General features: G+C 64.4%; 18 protein-coding genes and 1 other RNA gene. 15 read left to right on the plus strand and 4 right to left on the minus strand.

Annotation, left to right across the window (positions count from 1 at the left end; translation table 11 throughout):
* The first annotated feature begins 71 nt into the window (after window positions 1-71).
* Window positions 72-1460, plus strand: a complete 1389-nt coding sequence (locus IG197_RS24715; protein ID WP_192315531.1) for a serine hydrolase — start codon at window positions 72-74, stop codon at window positions 1458-1460.
* On the opposite strand, the gene IG197_RS24720 is transcribed toward IG197_RS24715, so the two are convergent.
* Complete coding sequence (locus IG197_RS24720; protein WP_192315533.1) at window positions 1453-2118, minus strand: class I SAM-dependent methyltransferase; 666 nt, start codon at window positions 2116-2118, stop codon at window positions 1453-1455. The two genes, IG197_RS24715 and IG197_RS24720, sit on opposite strands and share 8 nt — an antisense overlap.
* Window positions 2118-3362: a DUF3419 family protein gene (locus tag IG197_RS24725; RefSeq protein WP_192315535.1), complete on the minus strand. Its 1245-nt coding sequence runs from the start codon at window positions 3360-3362 to the stop codon at window positions 2118-2120. The genes IG197_RS24720 and IG197_RS24725 overlap by 1 nt, the downstream gene beginning before the upstream one ends.
* A 196-nt stretch (window positions 3363-3558) precedes the next feature.
* Here IG197_RS24725 and IG197_RS24730 point away from each other — a divergent pair, with 196 nt between their 5' ends.
* The gene (locus IG197_RS24730) at window positions 3559-3849 is read left to right on the plus strand and encodes a hypothetical protein (protein WP_154386692.1); all 291 of its coding nucleotides are present in this window, start codon (window positions 3559-3561) and stop codon (window positions 3847-3849) included.
* Window positions 3850-3906: 57 nt separating this feature from the next.
* On the opposite strand, the gene IG197_RS24735 is transcribed toward IG197_RS24730, so the two are convergent.
* Window positions 3907-4809, minus strand: coding sequence for a DMT family transporter (locus tag IG197_RS24735; RefSeq protein ID WP_192315537.1), 903 nt, complete (start codon window positions 4807-4809; stop codon window positions 3907-3909).
* A gap of 150 nt (window positions 4810-4959) precedes the next feature.
* Between IG197_RS24735 and IG197_RS24740 the strand changes: the two genes are divergently transcribed.
* The 4 genes from IG197_RS24740 to rnpB all read left to right on the plus strand — a co-directional run bounded on the left by IG197_RS24740 (window position 4960) and on the right by rnpB (window position 7875).
* Window positions 4960-5679, plus strand: a complete 720-nt coding sequence (locus IG197_RS24740; protein ID WP_115731414.1) for a DnaJ family molecular chaperone — start codon at window positions 4960-4962, stop codon at window positions 5677-5679.
* Complete coding sequence (locus tag IG197_RS24745) at window positions 5676-6440, plus strand: N-acetylmuramoyl-L-alanine amidase (RefSeq protein ID WP_192315539.1); 765 nt, start codon at window positions 5676-5678, stop codon at window positions 6438-6440. The genes IG197_RS24740 and IG197_RS24745 overlap by 4 nt, the downstream gene beginning before the upstream one ends.
* A 155-nt stretch (window positions 6441-6595) precedes the next feature.
* Window positions 6596-7306 (plus strand): lytic transglycosylase domain-containing protein, encoded by a 711-nt coding sequence (locus tag IG197_RS24750; protein ID WP_083948550.1) that lies wholly within the window; start codon window positions 6596-6598, stop codon window positions 7304-7306.
* Between the two features lie 172 nt (window positions 7307-7478).
* Window positions 7479-7875, plus strand: an RNA gene (rnpB, locus tag IG197_RS24755) — RNase P RNA component class A.
* A 208-nt stretch (window positions 7876-8083) separates the two neighbouring features.
* Here the strand turns inward: rnpB and IG197_RS24760 are convergent.
* Window positions 8084-9199 (minus strand): cystathionine gamma-lyase, encoded by a 1116-nt coding sequence (locus tag IG197_RS24760; RefSeq protein ID WP_192315541.1) that lies wholly within the window; start codon window positions 9197-9199, stop codon window positions 8084-8086.
* A 407-nt stretch (window positions 9200-9606) separates the two neighbouring features.
* On the opposite strand from IG197_RS24760, the gene mraZ reads away from it, so the two are divergent.
* From mraZ to ftsW, 9 genes are read left to right on the plus strand one after another with little or no spacing between them, the layout of a single operon-like run.
* A complete protein-coding gene (gene mraZ, locus IG197_RS24765; RefSeq protein ID WP_055969736.1) occupies window positions 9607-10065 on the plus strand; it encodes a division/cell wall cluster transcriptional repressor MraZ in 459 nt (152 codons plus the stop codon).
* The gene (gene rsmH / locus IG197_RS24770) at window positions 10062-11078 is read left to right on the plus strand and encodes a 16S rRNA (cytosine(1402)-N(4))-methyltransferase RsmH (protein WP_192315543.1); all 1017 of its coding nucleotides are present in this window, start codon (window positions 10062-10064) and stop codon (window positions 11076-11078) included. Before mraZ ends, rsmH begins: the two co-directional genes overlap by 4 nt.
* Window positions 11079-11081: 3 nt before the next feature.
* On the plus strand, window positions 11082-11456 hold the full coding sequence (locus IG197_RS24775; RefSeq protein ID WP_067960370.1) for a hypothetical protein: 375 nt from the start codon (window positions 11082-11084) through the stop codon (window positions 11454-11456).
* Window positions 11453-13171, plus strand: coding sequence for a penicillin-binding protein 2 (locus tag IG197_RS24780; protein ID WP_192315545.1), 1719 nt, complete (start codon window positions 11453-11455; stop codon window positions 13169-13171). The genes IG197_RS24775 and IG197_RS24780 overlap by 4 nt, the downstream gene beginning before the upstream one ends.
* Before the next feature lie 48 nt (window positions 13172-13219).
* On the plus strand, window positions 13220-14674 hold the full coding sequence (locus tag IG197_RS24785) for a UDP-N-acetylmuramoyl-L-alanyl-D-glutamate--2,6-diaminopimelate ligase (protein ID WP_067960378.1): 1455 nt from the start codon (window positions 13220-13222) through the stop codon (window positions 14672-14674).
* A complete protein-coding gene (locus tag IG197_RS24790; RefSeq protein ID WP_192315546.1) occupies window positions 14671-16104 on the plus strand; it encodes a UDP-N-acetylmuramoylalanyl-D-glutamyl-2,6-diaminopimelate--D-alanyl-D-alanine ligase in 1434 nt (477 codons plus the stop codon). Before IG197_RS24785 ends, IG197_RS24790 begins: the two co-directional genes overlap by 4 nt.
* Before the next feature lie 24 nt (window positions 16105-16128).
* The gene (gene mraY, locus IG197_RS24795; RefSeq protein WP_067960384.1) at window positions 16129-17211 is read left to right on the plus strand and encodes a phospho-N-acetylmuramoyl-pentapeptide-transferase; all 1083 of its coding nucleotides are present in this window, start codon (window positions 16129-16131) and stop codon (window positions 17209-17211) included.
* A 7-nt stretch (window positions 17212-17218) separates the two neighbouring features.
* Window positions 17219-18619 carry a UDP-N-acetylmuramoyl-L-alanine--D-glutamate ligase gene (gene murD, locus IG197_RS24800; protein ID WP_154386686.1) on the plus strand — a complete coding sequence of 467 codons (1401 nt, stop codon included), beginning with the start codon at window positions 17219-17221 and terminating at the stop codon, window positions 18617-18619.
* Window positions 18619-19773: a putative lipid II flippase FtsW gene (gene ftsW, locus IG197_RS24805; protein WP_192315548.1), complete on the plus strand. Its 1155-nt coding sequence runs from the start codon at window positions 18619-18621 to the stop codon at window positions 19771-19773. The genes murD and ftsW overlap by 1 nt, the downstream gene beginning before the upstream one ends.

Raw genomic sequence — 19773 nt, forward strand, 5'->3', positions numbered from 1 at the left:
CCTCAAAGATTTGGCGGAGGAATGACGGCAATTCCATGGCGGACGCATGACGTCGGGGGGCGGGGAAAGCTATGCGCATCATCGGCAAGATCCTGAAATGGCTGGTCGCCCTCATTGTCCTTGTGGTCGCCGGCTTGTCGGCCTGGTTGTACTTTGCGCCCCCGGCGCTGATCCGTGTCGGCTCCGGCTATGCCGCCAAGATCGTCTGTTCCAATGTCTTCCTCGCCGGCCGCGACGCCAATCAGGTGCTGGCCGACGATGTCCAGGCACCGGGTCATCCATTGCTCCGGCTGATGTCGGTGAGCGTCGACCAGAGCGCCGGCACGGTGCGCGCGGGCCTGTTCGGCGTCTTCGGCAGAGGACTTGCCGTTGCCCATGACGGCGCCGGTTGCAGCAACGTGCCGGACGGTGACATTGCCGCCGCTGCGCTGGGTTCCGTACCGGTCGCACCCGCGGCCGATGCCGAGGCGCTGTGGCCGGAGGGCGAGAAGGTCGATGCCTCGCAGAACCCGGCGATCACGGCCGTACTTGACGATGCGGCACTGGCCGGCCCCGGCATGCGCGCCATCGTCGTCGTGCAGAACGGCCGGATCGTCGGCGAACGTTATGGCGAGGGTTTTGCTTCTTCGACCCCGCTGCTCGGCTGGTCGATGACCAAGACTGTGACGGCCGCGATCATCGGCACGCTCGTCGCCGACGGCAAGATGTCGGTCGACAAGACGGATCTGTTCGAGCCGTGGAAGGCCGATGGCCGCGCCGAAATCAGCCTGGCCGACCTCATGGCAATGTCGAGCGGGCTGGAGTTCAACGAGGATTACGGCGACGTCACCGACGTCACGCGCATGCTCTATCTCGAGCCAGACATGGCAAGCTTCGCCGCGGCCAAGCCTCTGGCCGCCGAAGTCGGCAAGAAATTCTCCTATTCCAGCGGCACGACCTTGCTTTTGTCGCGCCTCTGGCAGGACGCCGTCGGCGATCCGGCCAAGGCCCTGTCCTGGCCACGCGAAAAACTGTTCGGTCCGCTCGGCATGACCAGTGCGGTGCTGGAGGCCGATGCGCGCGGCACCTTCGCCGGATCGTCCTATCTCTACGCCTCGGCGCATGATTGGGCGCGCTTCGGCCAGTTCCTGCTGCAGGATGGTGTCTGGAACGGCGCGCGCATCCTGCCCGAAGGCTATGTCGCATGGATGCGCGAGAAGGCGCCGGCAGCCCCGATTGGCGAGTACGGCCGCGGCCAGTTGTGGCTGCAGGGGCCGGAGGGCGGCACGCCGGAAGGCGAGGATCCCGATGTCGGCTTCGGCCTGCCCGAGGACATCTTCTGGATGCAGGGCCATGACGGCCAGACGGTGGCAATGGTGCCGTCGGCCAATCTGGTGGTTGTCCGGCTCGGCCTGACCCCGTCCAAACTGCGCTACAAGCCGCAGGCGATGCTGTCGGCTTTGGTGGCAGCACTCAGATAGGCTTGGCGCCGCCGACGACGATGAGCCAGGCATAACCGCGGTAGAGCGAGGTGAAGCGGCAGCTCTTTCCGGCGACGCGGGCCTGCGCGGCGATGTCGGAGGCGAGCGTCTCGCGCGGCGTGACGTGGAAACGCGCCAGCCAGCGACGCAGCAGCTTGCGGAACCAGCCGGGCAACCCTTCTTGCTGGCCGAAGTCGACGACATGGACGGAACCCGTGGAAGCGGCGAGGGCCGCCGACACCGAGCGCTCCCAGCCAGGGATCATCGACAGTGAATAGGAAACGAAGACGCGGTCGAAGCCGGCTCGACCGAACAGGGATGCGGCGTCGAACGAGGTCGCGTCGCCCTGCGCCAGCGAAATGCGATCCGACAGGCCGGCACGGGCGATCGATGCTCTGGCGGTGACCAGCATCTCGGCTGAAATGTCGAGGCCGTAGAAGTGGGCATCGGGAAACCGCCTCGCGGCAAGGATCAGGTTGCGTCCGGTGCCGCAACCGAGTTCGAGCACGGTGCCGCCCTTGGGCGGAGCAAGCTCCGAAATCATGCGGTCGCGGCCGAGCAGGTAGTATTTGCGCGTCAGGTCGTAGATGTGGCGTTGATGCCGGTAGACGCTGTCCATCAGCCCGGAATGGCCGGCCGAAAGCTCGGGCGTGCTCATCAGGATTTCTTCACATAAAGGTGGAAGCCGCCATAGATCGCCGAGCGGTCGCGGGCGGTGTAATCGCGCGAGGCCCGTTCCTCGTAGGTCCACTGGTCGAGCAATGCCGGCGACAGGCGGCCTGGCAGCAGGCTGGGTTCCGCCGCGGTGCGGAAGATGACGCGGGCGCCCGGCGCGGCCGTGCGCGTAATTTCGGTCCACAGCGCGTTGAGTTGCTCGTCGCTCATCCAGTCCTGGGCGTCGAGCAGGATGTAGCGGTCGACGGAACCGGCATCCTTGTCGGCCAGAAGTTCGGTGAAGTTGGCATGGTGGACGGTGACACGATCGACGCTCGCGCGGATCGTGGCGTAATTGTCCTGCTCGAGATAGGCGGGCAGGGCGGCTTCGCCGGGCTTGGGGTAGCGGCGAGCGAAGGCCTGCCAGGCGAAATAGTTGCTTTCGAGCGGGAAGTCGCAGGCGAGCTTTTCCAACCGCGCCTTGAGCACGCCGGCCATCGAGCCGTCGCCCGAAGTCAGAAGCGAGTCGTATTGCGCCGGCGGGATGCCGAGACCGAACAGCGAGGATTTGCGCGACGTGATGAAGCGCAGCATGCGGCGCTCGAACACCGGCGCGATCTTCTCGTCGAAGAAGCGGCGCTGCTCCTGCTGGCTGCCGGTGGCCATGATGGCGGCCGGGTCGACGCCGTAGAGTTTGGCGACGCGGTGACCGGCAGCGATGAACAGGCCAAGCAGGCCGGTCTTGTAGAAATTACCGTCGAAGGTGGCGATGCGGCGCTTGCCGCGCCAGCTGCGGCGCTCCCAATAGGCGCGGCTCGAAGCATCGAGATGTGGCGCGATGAAGCGGTCATAGGCATGTGAGTTGTGCTCGACATCGGTTTCGCCGAAGAAGCGGAACAGGTCGCCCTGCGTTGGCAGGTGGCGTACCGCGGCCAGCTTCATTCGGTTCAGCGCAATGTGGGCACCGTTGAGATCGACGGCGTCGATCCTGGTCGGCGAGCGAGTAAGATAGGCGAGAATGTTACAGCCGCCCGAGGCGATAGTGACGATCCTGTGGCCCTCGCCAAGCTGCATGGCCTCCATGTCGACGTCGGGATCTTCCCAGATCTGCGGATAGACGAGGCCCGAAAACAGCAGCGCAAACAGCCGCTCGGACAGGCCTTCCTTCGAAAGTGCGCGGTTCTGGTAAACCGCCTTTCCAACTTTCTTGCCGCGACGAAAGACAAGTTCTCCGGAAACGTCGGTCATGGAAATGCGATTCCCCGCTTCGTTGTTGGGCGCAGCGGGTAGCCTACCGGCGTGACAGCGCGGTGACGGTGCGATGACGGCGGCACGACAGGCGCTTATGTGTCAGGGCGCAACCGAACGTTACGAAACCGTGCGGGACCTCGCGCATTTCATCTCCGACGCCCGTTCAACGGGCCGTTCTCGAAAGGAGATTGTTATGAAGAAGTTCATTCTCGCGTCGGTTTCCGCCATTGCGCTGTTCGGCGTCGCCGCCTGTAGTGACAGCGGCACCGACAGCACGACCACTGAAAGCGTGAAACCGCCTGTGACCGAACAGCCGGCTCCTGTGAACCCGGCACCGGCCACGCCCGAGGCCTCGCCGCCGGCGACCGACAACACCACGACCAAGAGCATTACGCCGGCACCGGAGAGCGGCACGAGCGGCGAGATGCAGAACACCGATCCGATGCAGCCCAAGCCCGTCGAGCCGGCTGCACCCGCGCAGTAAAGTTGCGGGAGGAGGCAAGCCCGGAGCATCGCTCCGGGCTTTTCTTTTGTGTCGAGGTTAGCGCGTCACCCGGGCCCGGCGGCCAAGCGCCACGATCGCGATGACGGCGAGCGCGAAGATGAGAGTTCTTGCGCCGACATGTTCGCCAAGCAGGAAGGCGGAGACGGCGAGGGTGACGAAGGTCTGCAGCATCTGGACTTGGCTGACGCGGGCGATGCCGCCCATGCCGAGACCGACATTCCAGGCGAAGAAGCCGAGGAACATCGAGCCGAAGCAAAGATAGAAGAAGGCAGATGTCTGCGCCGAGGAGGCGGAGGCGAACTCCGGATGCCAGCTCAGCAGGGCTCCTGTTATGGAGATCGGCGCGGTCAGGATCAGCGACCAGCAGATGACCTCCCAGCCCGGCATGCGGCGGGACAGCTTGCCAGACACGACGTAGCCGAGGCTCGCCGAGAGGGCAGCGAGGAACAGGAACAGGTCGCCTGACGACAGCTGCATGCCGCTGTCGCTGATGGCGAAGGTGACGACGAGAGCGGCGCCCGCGACGCCGCAGGCCCAGAAAAACGAGGATGGCCGCTCGCCGCCGATGAGGGCGGCAAAGATGCCGGTGGTCAGCGGCAGTACGCCGAGAACCACCCCGCCATGGGACGCCGGTACCGTTTGCATGGCGATGGAGGAGAAGATCGGGAAGCCGAAGACCAGAAGCAGGCCGGCGAGTAACAATGCGGGCGCATCGTCCTTGGGGAACCGCTTGCGCAGGACGAGCAGCAGCGCGGCCGCAGCAAGCGAGGCCATTGCCGCGCGGCCGTTGGTGACGAACCAGGGCGAAAAGGTTGCAAGAGCCACGCGCGTCGCCGGCAGGGTGCCGCCGAAGATGACGACGCCGAGCGTGCCCAAGGCAAGGCCAATCGTCTCGCGGGAGACCGTGCGTGCCGGCTGGGTGGTGTTGCGTGCATCCATGACGCAGATCGATAGCGGCAGCTGGCTTTTGCGTCGTGAAATTCCATTGGGCCAGAATTTTGGTCCAGATGCCGGACTGTTGCCGACAAAGTTATGCGCGCGGCACCAAGGCATCTCGCATTTGCGAATGTTTCATCCTAAGAAGCGGCCATGTCGATTTGGGACCGTCTCGGCGACTTCATCGCGCGTATCTCTGCGTCGGCGGCAAATGGCGTCGCGGACGTCGTCGAGGCCGTGCGCACCGTCTTTTCCGGAGACGCGGAAACCCGCCGCCGCGTGGCGTTTTCAGTGGCGATGATCGCGCTGTCGGCGAAGATGGCCAAGGCCGATGGGGTTGTTTCCCAGGCCGAGGTGCGCGCCTTCTACGAAATATTTGCGGTCCCGCCCGAGCATGCGCGCGACGTCGCGCGGCTCTACGACATTGCCCAGCAGGACGTCGCCGGCTTCGAGTTTTACGCCGAACGCATGGCCAAGCTGTGCGGGTCCGGCCATTCCAATTGCGGAATGCTGGAGGACATCCTCGACGGCCTGTTTCACATCGCCAAGGCCGACGGCATGATGCACCAGTGCGAGGGCAGCTTCCTGCATCGGGTCTCCGAGATCTTCCGCATCGACGAGGTGCACTACCAGACCATCGTGGCGCGCCATCTCGATCTCGGCGACACCGATCCCTATCGTGTGCTCGGCATCGAGCGCGGCAAGCCGTTCGAAGATGTGCGCAAACACTACCGCAAGCTTGTCGCCAGCAATCATCCCGATAAGCTGATCGCGCGCGGCCTGCCGGAAGAGTTCATCAGGATCGCCACCACCCGCATCGCCGCGATCAATGCGGCCTACGAGATGATCGAAAGGGGACTCCGGCACGCATGAGCGGTTTTCAACCCGACCAACCGCATGCCGAGGTACGGCTTTCGCCCAATTTCGGGCAGCGGCGCGACGGGATGAAGCCCGACATGATCGTGCTGCACTACACCGGTATGGAAACCGGCGATGGTGCGGAGTCCTGGCTGTGCAATCCCGAAAGCGAAGTGTCGTCGCACTATCTGGTGCATGAGGACGGACGCATCGTTCAGATGGTGCGCGAAGGCGACCGCGCCTGGCATGCCGGCAAGAGCTCCTGGCGCGGCGAAACCGACATCAACTCCTGCTCGGTCGGCATCGAGATCGTCAATCCGGGCCATGCGCTCGGCTACCGCGCGTTTCCCAGGCGTCAGATGCGGGCGGTGATCGAGCTCTGCCTCGGCATCGCCGAGCGCCACAATGTGGCGCCGGAGCGCGTCCTGGCGCATTCCGACGTCGCCCTGGGACGCAAGGTCGACCCCGGCGAGAAGTTTTCGTGGCGGATGCTGGCCCAGTCCGGCATAGGTCATTGGGTCGCACCTTCGCCGCGCAAAGGGGGCGCGCTGCTGCAACCGGGCGACGGCGGGGCGGCTGTCGAGGAGCTGCAATCGATGCTCGCGCTCTATGGTTACGGCGTCGAGATCACCGGCCGCCTCGACGCGCAAACGGTTGTAACTGTTCAGGCTTTTCAACGTCACTTCCGCACCAGCTGCGTCGACGGCGTGGTCGATTCATCGACCGTGTCGACGCTGCGGCGGCTACTTGCGGCGCTTCCCGGCGGGCTTGACTAGCCCTGGGTTGGTGATTCGCCAGATTACAACCTGTCACGCATTGTGACTTGTCCGGTCATTTTTCCCGCCAGTTCCCCCGTCACATGCATTTCCGTGCAAGGCGCCGGCTAAGTCTGCCATGCCCCGTAAGAGGGCCCTCCGGCGTTTAGGAAGGGATGCTGCGCGACGGCTTTCGGCTGTCGTTCGGCCTGTTCGAGAACAAGGATAATATGAAGAATTTGACCGTTTTAGCGGTGGCATGTGCCGCCGGCCTGACCTCTTTTGCCGCTCACGCCCAGGACGGCGCAGTCAGGGCCTCGAAGGCGATCATCGAAACCAGCAAGAAAGCCAGTGCAGCCAAGGCAAACAAGATCGGCGACGATTGCCCATATCTGTTCGGCTGCAGCGCCAAAAAGGAAACCGCCGTCGACAATTTCACGACCGCCTCGATCGGCGCCAAGGGCGCGAAGTCGCTGAAGGAGCAGGCTGGCAAGTCGGCCAAGGCCGCCAAGGCGAACGCACCTTACGGTGAGATCGTCGCGCGCTACGCTTCGTCCTACGGCGTTCCGGTTTCGCTCGCCCATGCCGTGATCAGCGTCGAAAGCAACTACCGCCCCAACGTCCGCGGCAGCGCCGGCGAAATCGGACTGATGCAGATCAAGCCGTCGACTGCCCGCATGATGGGTTACAGCGGTTCGGCCAAGGGCCTGTTCAACCCCGAGACCAATATCAAGTTCGGCATGAAGTACCTTGCCAAGGCTCACGAGCTTTCCGGCGGCACGACTTGCGGCACAATCCTGAAGTACAATGCCGGCCACGGTGCCAAGCGCATGAACCCGGTTTCCGCCGCCTACTGCAAGAAAGTCCAGGCCCGCATCGGCGGATAACCGCTCGGGGATCCCGCCGCATCGGCTCGAAAATCGTTTGCGATTTTCGGAAAGCACGATGCGCAGATGTAGCGAGTTGGAGCGTCCGGGGTGCGTCCATTCGGACGCACAGTGCGCTGAAGGCGAATGTTTTCATTTGCCTTTTGCCGTGTGAACCATTCTATACGCCTTGCCAGCTGGCCGGGCGGCCGCACCCGCAATTGCCGAAAGGCAGCGGGTGAGGAAAGTCCGGGCTCCATGGATACACGGTGCCGGTTAATGGCCGGCGGGGGCGACCCCAGGGAAAGTGCCACAGAAAGCAAACCGCCGCGATTTTCGCGGTAAGGGTGAAAGGGTGGGGTAAGAGCCCACCGCGCGACTGGCAACAGGAGCGGCAAGGTAAACCCCACCGGGAGCAAAACCGAATAGGGGTGGTGCGAGGGGAAACCCTCAGGGCTGTTTCCGGCTCACCGCCCGGGTAGGTTGCGTGAGGCGCATGGCAACATGCGCCCAAGAAGAATGGTCGCCACGTTCCCGTGCTGCAAGGCGCGGGGGCCATACAGAACCCGGCTTACAGGCCAGCTGGCGCTTGCCTCTTTGCCCATGCCTTCAATCGCTTGTGGCCGATCTCGCGTGTCTTGATTCAAGGGCGCGGAGGCCGCGCCCCTGGGCATGTGATTGGCCGAGGTCGATCATGTCATTTTCTGTCGTGTTGGAGGCGGACGCGTAGACATCCTGTGCGTCCTTCATGGCCATAGCGGTATCTCGGTCGACGACGTTTCGTCGTCCTGACTGCCGTCAACCGTCCAGCCTGTCCAGCGATGCCTTCATCGCGGTCCACAGCTCCTCCACCGGCTCGCAGCCGACCGACAGCCTGACGAAGCCCGGCGTAACCGCGTCGCCGCGGCGCAGCCTGCGCTCGGCGACGGTGTGCACGCCACCGAAAGAGGTGGCAGCATGCATCAGTTCGCAGCCATTGATGAAGGCTTCCGCCCGCTCCTCGGAGCCGAGATCGAAGCTGATCAGGAAGCCGAAGCGGTCCATCTGGACACGGGCCAGATTGTGCGACGGGTCGCCTTCCAGTCCTGGGAAGCGCAAGCCGCTGACGGCCGGGTGCGCATTGAGGCGCGGCGCGATGATTTCGGCTGTCGAACACATGCGGTCGAAGCGCAACTCGAGCGTTTCCAGGCCGCGATGCACCAGCCAGGCCTCGAACGGGCCGGGAATGCCGCCGGCATTCTGCCGCCATTCGGTGACGGCGGCGACGATGTCCGGATCGCGGCTGGCGACATGGCCGAACAGCACGTCGGAATGGCCGTTGGGCGCCTTGGTGTCGGCGGCGACGACGATGTCGGCGCCGAGGTCGAGCGGGCGCTGGCCGAAGGGCGTCATCGTGGTGTTGTCGACGATAAGCAGGCCGCCGGCCTTGTGCACGGCATCCGCCACGGCCGCGATGTCGCAGATGTCGAGCGTCGGGTTGGACGGGCTTTCGATGAAGACGAGGCGGTAGCCTTGGAAGCCGCCATCGAGAAAGCTTGCCGTCGGCCGCACGTCGGTCTTGACGCCGAAGGCGCCGAGGAAGCGATCGGCCAGGATGCGCGTCGTGTGGTAGCCGTCCGAGGCGACGAGGATACGGTCGCCGGTCTTGAGCAAGGCGAAGAAGGCGGCCGAAATGGCCCCCATGCCTGAGGGAAATGCCACGCAAGGCGCCCCCTCCAGATGGCCGAGCATCTCTTCGGTGGCCGACCAGTTGGCGTTGCTGAAGCGGCCATACTGGTTGAAGCCCGTCGCGTCGCCGGGCGCGTGATAGATCGAGGCCATGGTCAGCGGCACCGGGATCGGGTCGCCGACGCCGAGTTTCGAACGGCGCAGATGGGCGAGGCTGGCAGCGCGGGCTTTCATGGTCTCGGACATGATTTGCTGTCTCTCCCTGGCAATGCAGATGACACCTCAACGCTAGGGGCTAGGTCCTTGCGCGGCAAGACGGAAACCGGGCCGCAGCGTTGGGCCACGTAAGACTTCGTTAGCCTTAAGGGATCATAAAAATCAGGAAGCCGCGAAAGGGTCCGAAAGGGCGCTGGTGACGGCCAAGTGTGCCCAGTTCCCGTTGACGCCCATATCACCCCATGTTATCCCAAATCGGTAACCATGATTTCGTTCCAGTAAAGGGTAAGGCGTTCGCCGATCCGGCAGCCGCGGCGGCTGCAGGTAGAAGTGCGCTGGCCCTGCGACGGAGGCATTTTTTGGGATTGATCCGGGCCATCGGGGCTCGGGTGGCATGACGAAGAGGGGCGCGGCCACGGAAGTGGCCGGATCAGTCGATGGATCGGTTTCTGTCAAACGCGGTGAACAGGATCGATGCGAAGGGGCGGGTCTCCGTTCCGGCGCATTTCCGTGCCGTATTGCAGAAGCGCGGCTACGCCGAGCTCTATGCGCTCAGGGCACTCGACGTGCCGGCGCTGGATGTTGGCGGCCTCGACCTGCTCGACCGTTACGAGCAGCGCATCGCCCAAGAAGATCCGTTCCTGCAGACGGCGGACGATATGTCCTTTTTCATCCATGGCGACAGCACCTTCCTCAAGCTCGATCAGGACGGGCGCATTTCGGTGTCGGATTTCCTGCGCGAGCATACGGGGATCACCACCGACGTGGCCTTTGTCGGGCGGGGGCAGTTTTTTCAGATGTGGGAGCCGGAGCGGCTGCGCAGCCATGGCGCGGACGTGCGCGCCCGGCTCCTGAAGCTTCGGCAGGGGACGAAGCCTGGGGAGCGACCGGAATGACGGCTGGCCACGGCGATGACCATCTTGCAGTCGGCGGACCGGCCCGCCACATTCCGGTCCTCCTCGCCGAAGTTCTGAAGGCGCTTCATCCGCAGCCGGGCGACGTGGTCGTCGACGGCACGTTCGGTGCCGGCGGCTATACCAGGGCTATTCTCGCGGCCGGCGCGTCGGTGGTGGCAATCGACCGCGATCCTGATGCCATTGCAGCCGGGCGCGAGCTCGAAGCGCAGTCGAGCGGCAAGCTCCGTCTCGTCCAGGCGCCATTCTCCAGCCTCGACGAGCATGTCGAGCTCGTCGACGGTGTCGTGCTCGATATCGGCGTGTCGTCAATGCAGCTCGACCAGGCGCAGCGCGGCTTTTCCTTTCGCGCCGACGGTCCGCTCGACATGCGCATGGCCCAGGCCGGTGCCAGCGCCGCCGACGTCGTCAACCGCTTCAAATCAGGCGATCTTGCCCGCATCTTCGGTTTCCTCGGTGAGGAGCGCCACGCCGGGCGTATCGCCCGTATGATCGAAAGCCGCCGCGAGCGCCGCCCGTTCGAGCGCACGCTCGACCTGGCAGACGCCATCGAGACCCATATCGGTCGCGCGCCGAAGGACAAGATTCATCCGGCGACGCGCGTGTTCCAGGCGCTGCGCATCTATGTCAACGACGAGCTTGGCGAACTGGCGCGGGCGTTGTTCGCAGCCGAGCGTGCACTGAAGCCCGGCGGGCGGCTTGTGGTCGTCACCTTCCATTCGCTCGAAGACCGCATCGTCAAGCGCTTCATCACCGACCGCTCGTCGAGCCCGTCGCGGTCGCGCTACATGCCGGAACTCGAAACCATCGCCACGACCTTCGACAAGGCCGGCGGTGCTGTCGGTCCGAGCGACGCCGAGACGGCAATCAATCCGCGTTCGCGTTCGGCCAAACTCAGGGCTGCCGTTCGCACGACGGCTGCACCGCGCGCCGAAGACTTTTCCATTTTCGGGCTTCCGAAGCTTCCCGACGTCAGCCAGTCGGGAGAAAGGTGAACCATGTTCCGCACCAGTGACATCGTGCTGATCGCCGTCATGGTTGGCGCAGCGGCGTTCACCTACAAGACCAAGGATGAGGCCGAGAACCAGCTCAAGGCCGTCAACAAGATCGAGGCGCAGATTCGCTTCGAGGAAGACACGATCGACCTGTTGAAAGCGGACTGGAGCCTGCTCACCCAGCCCGCGCGCCTGCAGAAGCTGTCACAGGTCTATGAGGCCGAACTCAAGCTGCAGCCGGTGGATGCGCGCCAGATTGTTGGCCTGAACGATCTGCCGGAACGCCAGTTGACCATCGAAGACATCACATCGGAGCGTTTCGGCGGCGTTGCCGAAGCCGCACCCGACCAGACCGTGACCGGAGGGATTGCCCGATGATCGGCTTGCTTGGCAGGAAGCGCGGCAAGGGTGAAGGCAAGCCCTCGATCGTCGTCGACAGCGCGCGCAAGGCGACCGGCGGCCGCACGCGCAACCGCGTCGTCATGACCATGGCGGTGTTCTTCGGCATCTATGCGACGATTGCCGGACGTCTCGTCTATCTCGGCATGCAGGACCCCGAGACGTCTTCGGGACCTGAATCGCGCGTCACGGCGTCGCGTCCCGATATCGTCGATCGCAACGGGGAGGTGCTTGCCACCGACATCAAGACGTCGTCGCTGTTCGCCGAGCCGCGTCGCATCGTCGATGCCGACGAGGCGATTGAGAAGCTCACCACCGTGCTGCCCGACCTTGAGGTCGAGCAGACCTATCTCAAGCTCAAGAGCGGCACCGGCTTTGTCTGGCTCAAGCGCCAGCTCACACCCAAGCAGCAGGCCGAGATCATGGCGCTGGGCATTCCCGGCATCGGCTTCCGAACTGAAAAGCGCCGCTTCTATCCCGGCGGTGAAACGGCTTCGCACATCGTCGGCCTGACCAACATCGACAACAAGGGCATTTCCGGCCTCGAGAAATACATCGACGATCAGGGTCTCGCCGACCTCCAGGCTTCGGGCCTGGCAATCGCCAAGGACCTCAAGCCGGTCAAGCTGTCCATCGACCTGCGTGTCCAGCACATCGTGCGCGACGAACTCGTCAGCGCCCTGGAGAAGTACAAGGCCATCGCCGCCGGCGCCGTCGTGCTCGACGTCAAGACAGGCGAGGTGCTGGCCATGGGCTCGGTGCCCGATTTCGATCCCAACAATCCCTACAACGCCCAGGACAAGGATCGACTGAACCGCATGTCGGCGGGCCTGTTCGAGATGGGTTCGACGATCAAGAGCTTCACCACCGCGATGGCACTCGATTCCGGCAAGGTGACGATGGACAGCACCTTCGACGCGCGCCGGCCGATCACCATCGGACGCCAGACCATCCGCGACTTCCACGGCAAGGGCAGGGTGCTGACCGTGCCTGAGGTGTTCATCTATTCGTCCAACATCGGCTCGGCGCGTGAAGCCGATGTTGTCGGCATCGAAGGCCACCGCGAGTTCCTGAAGCGCATGGGTCTGCTCGACCGCATGCAGACGGAGCTGCCCGAAGTTGCCCGTCCGACCGAGCCGAAGGTGTGGAAGAAGGTGCATTCGATCACGATCTCCTTCGGCCACGGCATGTCGACGACGCCGCTACAGACAGCGGTTGGCGCCGCCGCCTTGATGAATGGCGGCAAGCTGATACCGCCGACTTTCCTGACGCGGACCGAGGCCGAGGCCGACGCGGTTGCGACGCAGGTCATCAAGCCGCAGACCAGCGAGGATATGAGGTATCTCTACAAGCTCAACGCGACCAAGGGGTCGGGCGGTTCAGGCGCGCGAGCGCAGGTCGAGGGCTACCGTGTCGGCGGCAAGACCGGTACCGCCGAGAAGGTCGTCAACGGCCGCTACTCCTCCGACGTCCGTTTCAACGCCTTTCTTGCGGCATTTCCGATGGACAATCCGAAATACGTCGTGTTGACCATCGTCGACGAACCCAAGCGTGAACATCCGGGCGTGGGCGCAACGGCGGGCTTCAACGCGGCACCCATGGTCGCCAACATTATCCGCCGTTCGGCGTCTCTGCTTGGCGTGAAGCCAGAATTCGGCCAAGAAGCTGGGGCAACGCTGGCTTCCTACCCTTGATTCTGGGCGCGCAGAAGCGTCCTGCTTGTTTGTGACGAACGGAACTCGATGAAAATAGAAGACCTTGCTGGTGTCCTGCCCGTCGACGGGGTTCTGCCCCGGGATGTCGAGGTGAGCGGGGTTTCGTCGGATTCGCGGCAGGTAACGCCGGGGATCCTTTTCTTTGCCGTCTCCGGCAGCAAGGCGGACGGCGCGACCTATGCAGGCGATGCGGCCAGGCGCGGTGCAATTGCTGTCGTCGCGGCCAAGGGCGTCGATCTTTCTTCCGCCGGCCTGCCGGTGATCACGGTGGACGATCCGCGGCGGGCATTGGCGCTCGCGGCAGCGAAATTCTACGGCAGCCAGCCCGAAACCATGGTTGCCGTTACCGGCACCAGCGGCAAGACCTCGGTCGCGGCCTTCACTCGCCAGGTCTGGAAACATGCCGGCCTGGCCGCGGCCAGCATAGGTACGACAGGCGTCGTCGCGCCCGGTCGGGTCGAATACGGCCAGTTGACCACGCCCGATCCGGTCGCCTTGCACAAGCTGCTCGCTGAACTCGCCGCTTCAGGCGTGACCCACGCCTCGATGGAGGCTTCCAGCCATGGTCTCGACCAGCGCCGCCTCGATGGCGTGCGCCTCGCCGCCGCCGGCTTCACCAATCTTGGTCGCGACCACATGGATTACCATCCGACGGTCGAGGACTATCACCGCGCCAAGCTGCGCCTGTTCGACACGCTGTTGCCCAAAGGCGCGCCGGCGATCGTCTTCGCCGACGATGCCTGGTCCGCGCCGACGATCGGAGCGGCCCGCGCCGCGGGCCTCGACGTCTTGACCGTCGGCCGTAACGGCCAGTTCCTGGCGCTCAAGCGCGTCGAGCACGAACGCCACCGCCAGCGCGCCGAAATCGAATGCGGCGGCACCATCTATGAGATCGACCTGCCGCTGGCCGGCGATTTCCAAGTCTCCAACTCGCTCGTTGCCGCGGGGCTCGCGATCGCTACCGGCACCGACGTTGCCAAGGCGCTGGCAGCCCTCGAACATCTCGAAGGCGCGCCGGGCCGTCTCGACCTCGTCGGCACAACGGCGCAAGGTGCGCCCGTTTATGTCGATTACGCCCACAAGCCCGACGCGCTCGAAAACGTGCTGGCGGCTGTCAGGCCGTTCACCACCGGCCGCGTCATCGTCGTGTTCGGTTGCGGCGGCGACCGCGATCGCGGCAAGCGCCCGATCATGGGCGAGATCGCGACGCGACTGGCCGACGTCACCATCGTCACCGACGACAATCCACGTTCGGAGGTTCCTGAGACCATCCGCGCGGCCATCATGGCTGCGGCTCCCGGCGCCATTGAGATCGGTGACCGCCGCCGGGCGATCCACGAGGCCGTCGGCATGCTGCATGCGGGCGATACGCTGATCGTCGCCGGCAAGGGCCACGAGGAAGGCCAGACCATCGGCGCCGATACACTGCACTTCTCGGATCACGAGGAAGTCCGCAACGCGCTTGCCGGAGTAGCGGCATGAGTCTGTTGTGGACCTCCGAGGCGCTCGTTGAGGCGACAGGCGGCCGCCCGCTCGGCCAGATGCCGGAAGGCATTTCGGGCATTTCCATCGACAGCCGCAGCCTAAAACCCGGCGAGGCCTTTTTCGCCATCAAGGGCGACGCGATGGACGGCCACGACTTCGCCACCGCGGCGATCAAGGCCGGTGCCGGCCTGCTGGTCGTCGCCGAAGGCAAGCTGCCCGCCCTGGGGCGCCTGACGGCGCCCATGATCGTCGTGCCCGACGTGCTCGTTGCACTGGAGAAGGCCGGTATTGCGGCGCGTGCCCGCTCGCGGGCACGGATCATCGCGGTGACCGGTTCCGTCGGCAAGACCTCGACCAAGGAAGCCCTGCGCCACGCTTTGTCGTCGGTCGGCAAGGTCCATGCCTCGGCCGCATCCTTCAACAACCACTGGGGTGTGCCGTTGACGCTCGCCCGCATGCCCGAGGATTGCGACTACGCGGTCTTCGAAATCGGCATGAACCATCCCGGCGAGATCAGCCCGCTGGTGCGCATGGTCCGCCCGCACATCGCCATCGTCACCCTGATCGCGGCGGCCCATCTCGGCTTCTTTCGCAATCTCGACGAGATCGCCAAGGCCAAGGCCGAGATCTTCGAAGGCGTCGAGCCGGGCGGGGCGGTGCTGCTCAACCGCGACGACGGCCGCTTCAAGCTGTTGGAAAAGTTCGCTCGCGCTGCCGGCATCGACAATGTCATGAGCTATGGCGAGAACGCCCGTGCCAATTTCCGCCTGCTGAAATGCACGCTGGAAGCCGATCATTCGATGATCATGGCGCGCATCGGCGGCCGTGACGTGCCGGCCCGCATCGGTGCGCCAGGACGCCACATCGTCCAGAATGCGCTCGCCGTGCTGGGGGCAGCCCATCTCTGCGGCGCCGACGTTCCGACGGTCGCTACGGCGCTCGCCTCGATGACGGCCGAGAGCGGACGCGGCCAGCGCCACATTTTGCAGCTGCCGAACGGGCCGATCACGCTGATCGACGAGAGCTACAACGCCAATCCGGCCTCGATGAAGGCAGCGATCGAGCTGCTTGACGCGACGCCGATCCATGGCGCCGGCCGCCGCATCGCCGTGCTCGGTGATATGCTGGAGCTCGGCAGCCATTCGGCCAAGCTGCATCAGGCACTTGCCGAACTGATCGACTCGACCAGGACCGACATGGTGCTGATGGCGGGACCGGAAATGAAGGCGCTTGCCGATACGCTGCCCGAGGGGTTCAGGGCCGAATATCGCAGCGGCGTCGAGGAGCTGAAACCCGTGCTCCTCACCACGCTGCGGCCCGGCGACGCGGTCATGATCAAGTCGTCGAAAGGCATTGGCTTCAATCGCCTGGTTGAAGCGCTCATCAAGACATTCCCGGCTGAGGCCGGCAACACCACACCGACCTGACGAGGTCTCGGGGGACCGATACGCATGCTAACTTTGCTTGTCGACTTTGCGGACAAGGTGTCGTTCTTCAACGTCTTCCGCTACATCACCTTTCGCACCGGCGGCGCGTTGATCACGTCGGCGCTGATCGTCTTCATCTTCGGGCCGGCGATCATCAACGCCCTGCGCCTGAGGCAAGGAAAGGGCCAGCCGATCCGCGCCGACGGTCCGCAAACCCATTTCAAGAAGGCCGGCACGCCGACCATGGGCGGCCTGATGATCCTCAGCGGCATCGTCGGGTCGACGCTTTTGTGGGCCAACATCACCTCCGTCTATGTCTGGGTGGTGCTGTTCGTCACCCTCGGCTTCGGCGCCATCGGCTTCTATGACGACTATCTCAAGGTGACCAAGCAGTCGCATCTCGGCCTGTCAGGCAAGGCGCGCCTCGGCATCGAATTCGTCATCGCCGGCATCGCTGCATGGGTCATCATGCACAATGGCCAGGCGCCGTTCTCGTCGTCGCTGACATTCCCGTTCATCAAGGATTTCCTGCTCAATCTCGGCTGGTTCTTCATTCCCTTCGCCTGCTTCGTGGTCGTCGGTGCCGGCAATGCCGTGAACCTGACCGACGGCCTCGACGGTCTTGCCATCGTTCCGATCATGATCGCGGCGGCTTCCTTTGGCGTCATCGCCTATCTCTCGGGCAACGCGGTCTTCGCCGAGTATCTGCAGATTCACTTCGTGCCCGGCACCGGCGAACTCGCCGTCATCCTGGGCGCCGTCATCGGCGCCGGCCTCGGCTTCCTCTGGTTCAACGCGCCGCCCGCCGCCATTTTCATGGGGGACACCGGCTCGCTGGCGCTTGGTGGCCTGATCGGAACGGTTGCTGTCGCCACCAAGCACGAGATCGTCATGGCGATCGTCGGCGGTCTGTTCGTCATGGAGGCGCTTTCGGTCATCATCCAGGTCGGCTTCTTCAAGATGACCGGGAAGAGGGTGTTCCTGATGGCGCCGATCCACCACCATTTCGAAAAACTTGGCTGGACCGAAAGCCAGGTTGTCATCCGCTTCTGGATCATTGCTGTTATCCTGGCGCTGATCGGCCTTTCCACCCTCAAGCTGCGCTGAGGCTCCCATGATCCCCGCGACGTCATTTCAGGGAAAGCGAGTGGCGCTCTTCGGCCTCGGCGGCTCCGGGATCGCGACCGCGCGCGCGCTCGCGGAGGGTGGGGCCGACGTGCTTGCCTGGGACGACAATCCCGAAAGCGTGGCGCGGGCCGCTGCCGAGGGCATTTCGACCGGCGACCTGCGCGGCGCCGACTGGGCAGGCGTCGCGTCCTTCGTGCTGTCGCCGGGCGTGCCGCTGACGCACCCCAAACCGCACTGGACCGTGGAATTGGCGCGTGGCGCCGGCGTCGAGATCATCGGCGACATCGAACTTTTCGCGCGCGAACGCCTGGCGACGGCGCCGACCGCGCCCTTCATCGCCATCACCGGCACCAACGGCAAGTCGACGACGACGGCGCTGACAGCGCACATCCTGCAGTCGGCCGGTCGTGATACGCAGATGGGCGGCAATATCGGTCGCGCCGTGATGACGCTGGATGCGCCGCGGCCTGACCGCCACTACGTCGTCGAGTGCTCGTCCTACCAGATCGACCTCGCGCCATCGATCAACCCGACTGCCGGTGTCCTGCTCAACCTGACGCCCGACCATCTCGACCGCCACGGCACCATGCAGCACTACGCGTCGATCAAGGAGCGCCTGGTCGCCGGCAGCGACACCGCCATCATCGGCGTCGACGACATCTACTGCGCCCAGATCGCCGACAGGCTCGAACGCGCCGGCAAGGAAGTCGTGCGTATTTCGAAGCGTCTTCCTTTGACCGACGGCTATTTCGCCGACGGCAGCGACCTGATGGAAGCAATCGACGGCCGCTACAGCCGCATCGCCTTCCTCGAAGGCATCGGTTCGCTGCGCGGCCAACACAACGCCCAGAATGCGCTTGCGGCTGTAGCTGCCTGTCTCAAGGTCGGGCTCGACCTCGGCGAGATCCAGGCCGGTCTCGAAAGCTTCCCCGGCCTTGCCCACCGCATGGAGCAGGTTGGCCGCAAGGGGCATGTGTTGTTCGTCAACGATTCCAAGGCGACCAACGCTGATGCCGCGGCACCCGCTCTGTCGAGCTTCCCGCGCATCTACTGGATTGCCGGCGGCTTGCCCAAGGAGGGAGGCATCGAGCCGCTGCGCAGCCTGTTCCCGCGCATCGCCAAGGCCTATCTGATTGGCGAAGCGGCTCCGGCGTTTTCCGCGACGCTTGGCGAAGCGGTGCCCTATGAAATCTCGGGCACGTTGGCGGCAGCCGTCGAGCACGCGGCCGAGGATGCCGCCAGGGACGATACGAGCGAGGCCGTGGTGCTGCTGTCGCCAGCCTGCGCCAGCTTCGATCAGTTCAAGAATTTCGAAATTCGCGGCGAAGCCTTCAGGCAAGCTGTGAATGCTATTGATGGCGTCAGCGCTATCGGAGGGGCAAGATAATGGCCAGCCGTCTCGACAGAAGTCCCGTCGCCTTGTGGTGGTGGACGGTCGATCGATGGTTCCTCGCGGCATTCCTGTCGCTGATGGGACTGGGCATCGTGCTTTCATTCGCCGCAAGCCCGGCGGTTGCCGAGCGCATCGGCCTGGACGGGTTCCACTTCGCCACCCGCCAGATCATCTTCACCATCCCCGCCTTGGCGGTGATGATCGCGGTGTCGTTCCTCGACACCAGGCAGATCAGGCGCATGGCGCTGGTGATGCTCTGCATCATGCTGGTGATGATGGTGGCCGTGCTGTTCATCGGCGTCGAGGTCAAGGGCGCCAGGCGCTGGCTGTCGCTGGCCGGTGTCTCGATCCAGCCCTCCGAGTTTCTCAAGCCGGCCTTCGTGGTCATCTGCGCCTGGCTGTTCGCCGAGCACGAGCGCCAGCCCGACATCCCCGGCAACCTGTTTGCCATGATCCTGCTCGGCCTCGTCGTGGCATTGCTTGTGGCGCAGCCAGACCTTGGCCAGACCATGCTGGTGCTGGGCACCTGGGGCGTGATGTTCTTCATGGCCGGCATGTCATGGTTCTGGATCATCGCGCTTGGATGCGTGGGCGCCGGCGGCCTGTTTGCCGCCTATACGATTTTCCCGCACGTCGCCGGACGTATCGACCGCTTCATGACCGGCGAGGGCGACACCTTCCAGGTCGACATGGGCCGCGACGCCATCATCAATGGCGGCTGGTTCGGCGTCGGACCGGGCGAGGGCACCGTCAAGCGGGTCATCCCCGACAGCCACGCCGACTTCGTCTTCTCCGTCGCCGGCGAGGAGTTCGGCATCATCCTGTGCCTGATCATCATGGCGATCTTTGCCTTCATCGTGCTGCGCGGCCTGCGCACCGCGCTCAGGGAGCATGATGACTTCACCCGCTATGCTGTTGCCGGCCTCGTCGTCGTTTTCGGCTTCCAGTCGGTCATCAACATGGGTGTGAACCTGCAACTGATGCCGGCCAAGGGCATGACGCTGCCCTTCATCTCTTATGGCGGCTCGTCGCTGATCGCGATCGCCATGTCGATGGGCATGGTGCTGTCCTTGACCCGCAAGAAGCCGGAAAAACTCAGGCCGGGTGGTTTCTCCGCCATGCCGCGCCATGTGGTTGCGGCCGAATAA

Source organism: Aminobacter sp. SR38 (assembly GCF_014843375.1).
Taxonomy (GTDB): Bacteria; Pseudomonadota; Alphaproteobacteria; order Rhizobiales; family Rhizobiaceae; genus Aminobacter; species Aminobacter ciceronei.

What these genes read in the sequence shown, in the direction of transcription:
- IG197_RS24730 (WP_154386692.1), top strand. Translation starts at nt 3,559, where the DNA reads ATGAAGAAGTTCATTCTCGCGTCGGTTTCCGCCATTGCGCTGTTCGGC.
- mraZ (WP_055969736.1), top strand. Translation starts at nt 9,607, where the DNA reads ATGGATCGGTTTCTGTCAAACGCGGTGAACAGGATCGATGCGAAGGGG.
- rsmH (WP_192315543.1), top strand. Translation starts at nt 10,062, where the DNA reads ATGACGGCTGGCCACGGCGATGACCATCTTGCAGTCGGCGGACCGGCC.
- ftsW (WP_192315548.1), top strand. Translation starts at nt 18,619, where the DNA reads ATGGCCAGCCGTCTCGACAGAAGTCCCGTCGCCTTGTGGTGGTGGACG.
- IG197_RS24725 (WP_192315535.1), bottom strand. Translation starts at nt 3,362, where the DNA reads ATGACCGACGTTTCCGGAGAACTTGTCTTTCGTCGCGGCAAGAAAGTT.
- mraY (WP_067960384.1), top strand. Translation starts at nt 16,129, where the DNA reads ATGCTAACTTTGCTTGTCGACTTTGCGGACAAGGTGTCGTTCTTCAAC.
- IG197_RS24735 (WP_192315537.1), bottom strand. Translation starts at nt 4,809, where the DNA reads ATGGATGCACGCAACACCACCCAGCCGGCACGCACGGTCTCCCGCGAG.
- IG197_RS24775 (WP_067960370.1), top strand. Translation starts at nt 11,082, where the DNA reads ATGTTCCGCACCAGTGACATCGTGCTGATCGCCGTCATGGTTGGCGCA.
- IG197_RS24745 (WP_192315539.1), top strand. Translation starts at nt 5,676, where the DNA reads ATGAGCGGTTTTCAACCCGACCAACCGCATGCCGAGGTACGGCTTTCG.
- IG197_RS24740 (WP_115731414.1), top strand. Translation starts at nt 4,960, where the DNA reads ATGTCGATTTGGGACCGTCTCGGCGACTTCATCGCGCGTATCTCTGCG.
- IG197_RS24780 (WP_192315545.1), top strand. Translation starts at nt 11,453, where the DNA reads ATGATCGGCTTGCTTGGCAGGAAGCGCGGCAAGGGTGAAGGCAAGCCC.
- IG197_RS24760 (WP_192315541.1), bottom strand. Translation starts at nt 9,199, where the DNA reads ATGTCCGAGACCATGAAAGCCCGCGCTGCCAGCCTCGCCCATCTGCGC.
- IG197_RS24720 (WP_192315533.1), bottom strand. Translation starts at nt 2,118, where the DNA reads ATGAGCACGCCCGAGCTTTCGGCCGGCCATTCCGGGCTGATGGACAGC.
- IG197_RS24790 (WP_192315546.1), top strand. Translation starts at nt 14,671, where the DNA reads ATGAGTCTGTTGTGGACCTCCGAGGCGCTCGTTGAGGCGACAGGCGGC.
- IG197_RS24715 (WP_192315531.1), top strand. Translation starts at nt 72, where the DNA reads ATGCGCATCATCGGCAAGATCCTGAAATGGCTGGTCGCCCTCATTGTC.
- IG197_RS24750 (WP_083948550.1), top strand. Translation starts at nt 6,596, where the DNA reads ATGCTGCGCGACGGCTTTCGGCTGTCGTTCGGCCTGTTCGAGAACAAG.
- murD (WP_154386686.1), top strand. Translation starts at nt 17,219, where the DNA reads ATGATCCCCGCGACGTCATTTCAGGGAAAGCGAGTGGCGCTCTTCGGC.
- IG197_RS24785 (WP_067960378.1), top strand. Translation starts at nt 13,220, where the DNA reads ATGAAAATAGAAGACCTTGCTGGTGTCCTGCCCGTCGACGGGGTTCTG.